At 69.1% G+C, this 4,199-nt stretch carries 6 protein-coding genes; all 6 read left to right on the plus strand.

What is annotated here, in order from left to right:
• The coding region (locus VF468_09735) for a molybdopterin-dependent oxidoreductase (protein HEX5878589.1) at positions 1 to 338 on the plus strand (338 nt) is incomplete at its 5' end.
• Positions 339 to 389: 51 nt separating this feature from the next.
• Complete coding sequence (locus VF468_09740) at positions 390 to 668, plus strand: DUF6510 family protein (GenBank protein HEX5878590.1); 279 nt, start codon at positions 390 to 392, stop codon at positions 666 to 668.
• A 12-nt stretch (positions 669 to 680) separates the two neighbouring features.
• A complete protein-coding gene (locus VF468_09745; GenBank protein ID HEX5878591.1) occupies positions 681 to 1,637 on the plus strand; it encodes a DUF5996 family protein in 957 nt (318 codons plus the stop codon).
• Between the two features lie 355 nt (positions 1,638 to 1,992).
• Positions 1,993 to 3,204 (plus strand): FAD-dependent monooxygenase, encoded by a 1,212-nt coding sequence (locus tag VF468_09750; GenBank protein HEX5878592.1) that lies wholly within the window; start codon positions 1,993 to 1,995, stop codon positions 3,202 to 3,204.
• A gap of 115 nt (positions 3,205 to 3,319) precedes the next feature.
• The gene (locus VF468_09755; GenBank protein HEX5878593.1) at positions 3,320 to 3,505 is read left to right on the plus strand and encodes a hypothetical protein; all 186 of its coding nucleotides are present in this window, start codon (positions 3,320 to 3,322) and stop codon (positions 3,503 to 3,505) included.
• Positions 3,506 to 3,524: 19 nt separating this feature from the next.
• A complete protein-coding gene (locus VF468_09760) occupies positions 3,525 to 4,022 on the plus strand; it encodes an SgcJ/EcaC family oxidoreductase (protein HEX5878594.1) in 498 nt (165 codons plus the stop codon).
• The last annotated feature ends 177 nt before the right edge of the window (positions 4,023 to 4,199 follow it).

The raw sequence follows: 4,199 nt of genomic DNA on the forward strand, positions 1-4,199 counted from the left end.
CCTGGGAGGGCGTGTCGCTGGACACCCTGCTCGAGGGCCTGGACACCAGCGCCAGCTTCGCCCTGGTCTCTTCCTATGGCGGCTACACCACCAACCTGCCCCTGGCGGACCTGACCGACCACAAGGCCTGGATCGCGTTCCGCTACGACGGCCAGGTGTTGGAGCCCGAGCATGGCGGCCCGGCCCGGCTGCTGGTGCCGCATCTGTATCTGTGGAAGAGCGCCAAGTGGGTCCGGGGGATTCAGCTGCTGGACACCGACGAGCCGGGCTTCTGGGAGAGTCTCGGCTACCACAACTACGGCGACCCCTGGCAGGAGCAACGGTTCTGGGGCGACTGAACCCTGGCCTGGCGTACGGTCGGGACCGGGCAGGAACTAACGGAGGCAGCGATGACCAGCTCAAACGTGTGGAGCGACGGCAACGCCCTCGCCGGCCCCCTCCATGACGTCTTCCGCGTCGATCTCACCACCGCCATCGGGCGCTGCACGAACTGTGGGCGTGAAGGGCTGATGGCCGAGGTGCGGGTGTTCGACCACGCCCCCGGCGTGATCGCCCGCTGCCCGACCTGTGACCAGGTCCTGGTGCGGCTGGTCCGTGGCCCCGACCGTGCCTGGCTGGACCTGCGCGGCCTAGCGTATCTGCAACTGCCCGTACCGGAGGAGACCTGAGCGGTCCGAGATATGGAACAATTTCCGCCAATCCCGCTGGCCGAATGGCGCGACACCAAAGAGACGCTGCATCGGTTCTGCCAGGTCGTCGGCAAGATCCGCCTGGCCACCAGCGTCCGCCGCAACCACTGGTGGAACGTGCCCTTCCACCTCACCGGCCGAGGCATCACCACCCGACCCATGGGCCAGATCGACGGCAACCCGATCTTCACCATCGACTTCGACTTCGTCGACCACCAGCTGTATGTCCAAGCCATGGACGGCACCGCAGTGTCGATCCCACTCCATGGCCAGTCGGTGGCGTCGTTTCATCGCGCGGTGTTCGAGGCGTTGGCCACGTTCGGGATCAAGGTGAGGATCGCCAACCCGAGGCCGTTCGACCTGCCCGATGCCGACCGCCGCTTCGCCGACGACACCGAGCACGCCAGCTACGACCCGGCCTGGGCCAGCCGCTACTGGCAGGTCCTCAGCCAGGTGAATCTCCTCTTGGAGGAGTTCGCGGCACGGTTCTCGGGCAAGGTCAGCCCGGTCCACCACTTCTGGCACACCTTCGACATCGCCCACACCCGCTTCTCCGACCGCCACGTCGACCAGCCGCCGACGGCCGATGCCGTGACCCGGGAGGCGTATGCGCGGGAGGTGATCAGCTTCGGCTTCTGGTTCGGCGACGACCGCTTCGCCGAACCGGCGTTCTACGCCTACACCGCCCCGGAGCCAGCCGGCCTGGCCGACCAACCGCTGCAGCCGGCGGCCGCCTGGTGGGACCCGCGCGACGGCAGCCACCTGGCCGTCCTGCGCTACGACGACGCCCGCGCCACCAGCGACCCCCGCACCACCGTGCTGGACTTCTACGAGAGCGCCTACCAGGCCGGGGCCCGACAGGCCGGCTGGGACATGGGCCGGCTCGCCTGCCCTGGCGGGATCACCGACCCGCACCTGCGCCGGCACCAACATCCGCCTTGGGAGTGACATGCCTATGACATCCCCACGGAGGCATGTCGGAGGGTTCCACGAATCCTGAACGGGGATAGGAACGACTCGCGGCTACCGACCCCGTTGACTCTCAGCGCCGGCATGCCTTGGCGGTGGTCGGCGAGCTCGCCCAAGATGAACCCTTGACCCGGATCTGAGGAAGCGAGATGGATTAGGCCCAGGCGCGGCCGCTCAACCGCTGTATGTAGAGAAGGACCACCAGCTCGTGCTGCTGGACGGCGAGCCCATCTTCGTCGAGCAGCCCACGCAACACATCGCGAACCGAGACCGGCTGGGCTGACCTTGGACAGTTCCACAGCCGGCCCGCCACCAGCGACGAAAGGCAGCAGGCATGACCCAGCCAGGCACCGCCCTGGTCATCGGCGGCGGCATCGCCGGTCCCGTGGCCGCGATGGCCCTGCAACGCGCCGGCATCCAGGCCACCGTGTACGAGGCCTACCCCCGCGGCGCCGAAGGCATCGGGATCTTCCTTACCCTGGCCTCCAACGGGATCGACGCGCTGCGGACGATCGACGCGGACAAGCGCGCGGTGGCGGCCGGGTTTCCGACCCCGGGGATCGTGCTGCGCAGCACCACCGGCAAGCACCTGGGCACGGCCCGCACCGGTCTGTCGCTCCCGGACGGCACCATCAGCCACACGATGAAGCGGGCCGACCTCTACCAGGCGATCTGCGACGAGGCCACCGCCCGCGGCATCCCGGTCGAGCATGGCAAGCGCCTGATCGATGCCGAACCGGCCGGCGATGGGGTGCGGGCGGTGTTCGAGGACGGCTCGGATGCCACCGGGGAGGTGTTGATCGGCGCCGACGGTGTCCACTCGGCGGTCCGCCGGCTGATCGACCCGGACGCGCCCGCCCCCACCTATGTCGGCCTGATCAACCTGGGCGGGTACGCCAGGGGGGTGCACGTGGAGGCCGAGCCGGGCAGCTACACCCTGATCTTCGGCAAACGAGCGTTCTTCGGCTATCTCCTGGCACCAGACGGTGAGGTGTGGTGGTTCGCCAATGTGCCCCGCGGCAACGAACCCGCCCGCGGGGAGGTCGAAGCGATCACCGCCCAGGCATGGCAACGCCGGCTGGCTGAGCTGTATGCCGAGGATGTCGGGCCCGCGGTCCGGCTCGTCCAGGCCAGCGAGATCGCCAGCAAGGCCAGCTCCATCCACTCCATCCCGCACCTGCCGCGCTGGCACCGCGGCCGCATGGTTGTCATCGGGGACGCCGCCCACGCTCCCACCCCGACCTCCGGGCAGGGGGCCTCGCTGGCCGTCGAGGACGCCGTCGTGCTGGCCAAGTGCTTGCGTGACCTGCCCGACCCCCAGCAGGCGTTCGCCCGCTTCGAGGCCCTGCGTCGCCCCCGGGTGGAGCGCATCATCAAGGTGGCCGCCCGGATCAACAGCAACAAGACCGCCAGACCCCTTACCCGGGTGGTCCGGGACGCGATCCTCCCGGTCATCTTGCGGCTGACCACCAACAGCAAGCAGGTCAACCAGCAATACCGGTACCACATCGACTGGACCACGCCGACCAGCTCGACCACCGCCTAGCAGCTCCTGCCGAGGCGCGTCGGCTCCTCGTGTCAGGTCGTGCCGATGGCTCCAGCCAGCTTAAGGAGGAGCCGGTGTCCAACACCATGGTGTACTTGATGCGGAGGAGCACTGGGTGGCGGGCGGGGTGGTCGCCGCCGCTGCATTGGCACAGCTGCTGCGCGCTCGGCGGTCAACCTGGGAGCGAGTCAGCAGCGCGCCGCTGTTCGCCGACGACGAATCAGGCCCAATGGTGAGCCCCACTCAAGTCGTTAGCCGTCTGGTCTTCCTCGACAGGCCCGGTTCGACCATCGAGGAATAGCCGAGGAAGGAGGTCCCCCGTGAGTGGCCCGACCGACGCCGATGCCCGGACGCAGGACGAGGGGGAGATCCGGGCGATCGTGGACCGCATGTTCGACAGCTGGGGTCGCGGTGACGCCGTCGCCTACCATGCCGACCTCACCGACGACGCCGACTACGTGGCCTTCGACGGCTCTCGGCGCGGCAAGGCCGACAGCATTAGGTCGCACGAGAACCTGTTCCGCACGGTGCTGTACGGCAGCCGGCTGACCGGTGCGGTCGAGTCGATCCGCTTCGTCACCCCCGACGTGGCGGTGGTGCATCTGACCGGCTCGGTCGTGGAGGGTTGGCGCCAGCGGATGCGCCGGCGTCGGCTGTCGCGGCAGACCATGGTGGTGGTGCGGCGTGACGGGCGCTGGCAGGTCACCGCGTTCCACAACACCCGGGTGCGACCACTGTCGACCAGCGGCCCCATGGTCGAGCTGGGCGGCCGGTTCGTCCGCTGGCGCACCGACCGGGCCCGACGCAAGCAGCCCTGAGCGGGAAGGAGGGTAGCGTGGCTGGTGACCTGTCTGCCGCTCCGCCGGGAGCTCCGCTGGGCTCGGCCAGGAGCTGGCGGCTGCGGCTGGTCCGGGCGGCCAACGTCACCCTCGGGACCGACCCCTCGCTGCATGAGCTGTACCGAACGCGGTTCGAGGGTGCCCCGCCCAAGGTCC

This window comes from Actinomycetota bacterium, from assembly GCA_036280995.1.
Taxonomy (GTDB): Bacteria; Actinomycetota; CALGFH01; order CALGFH01; family CALGFH01; genus CALGFH01.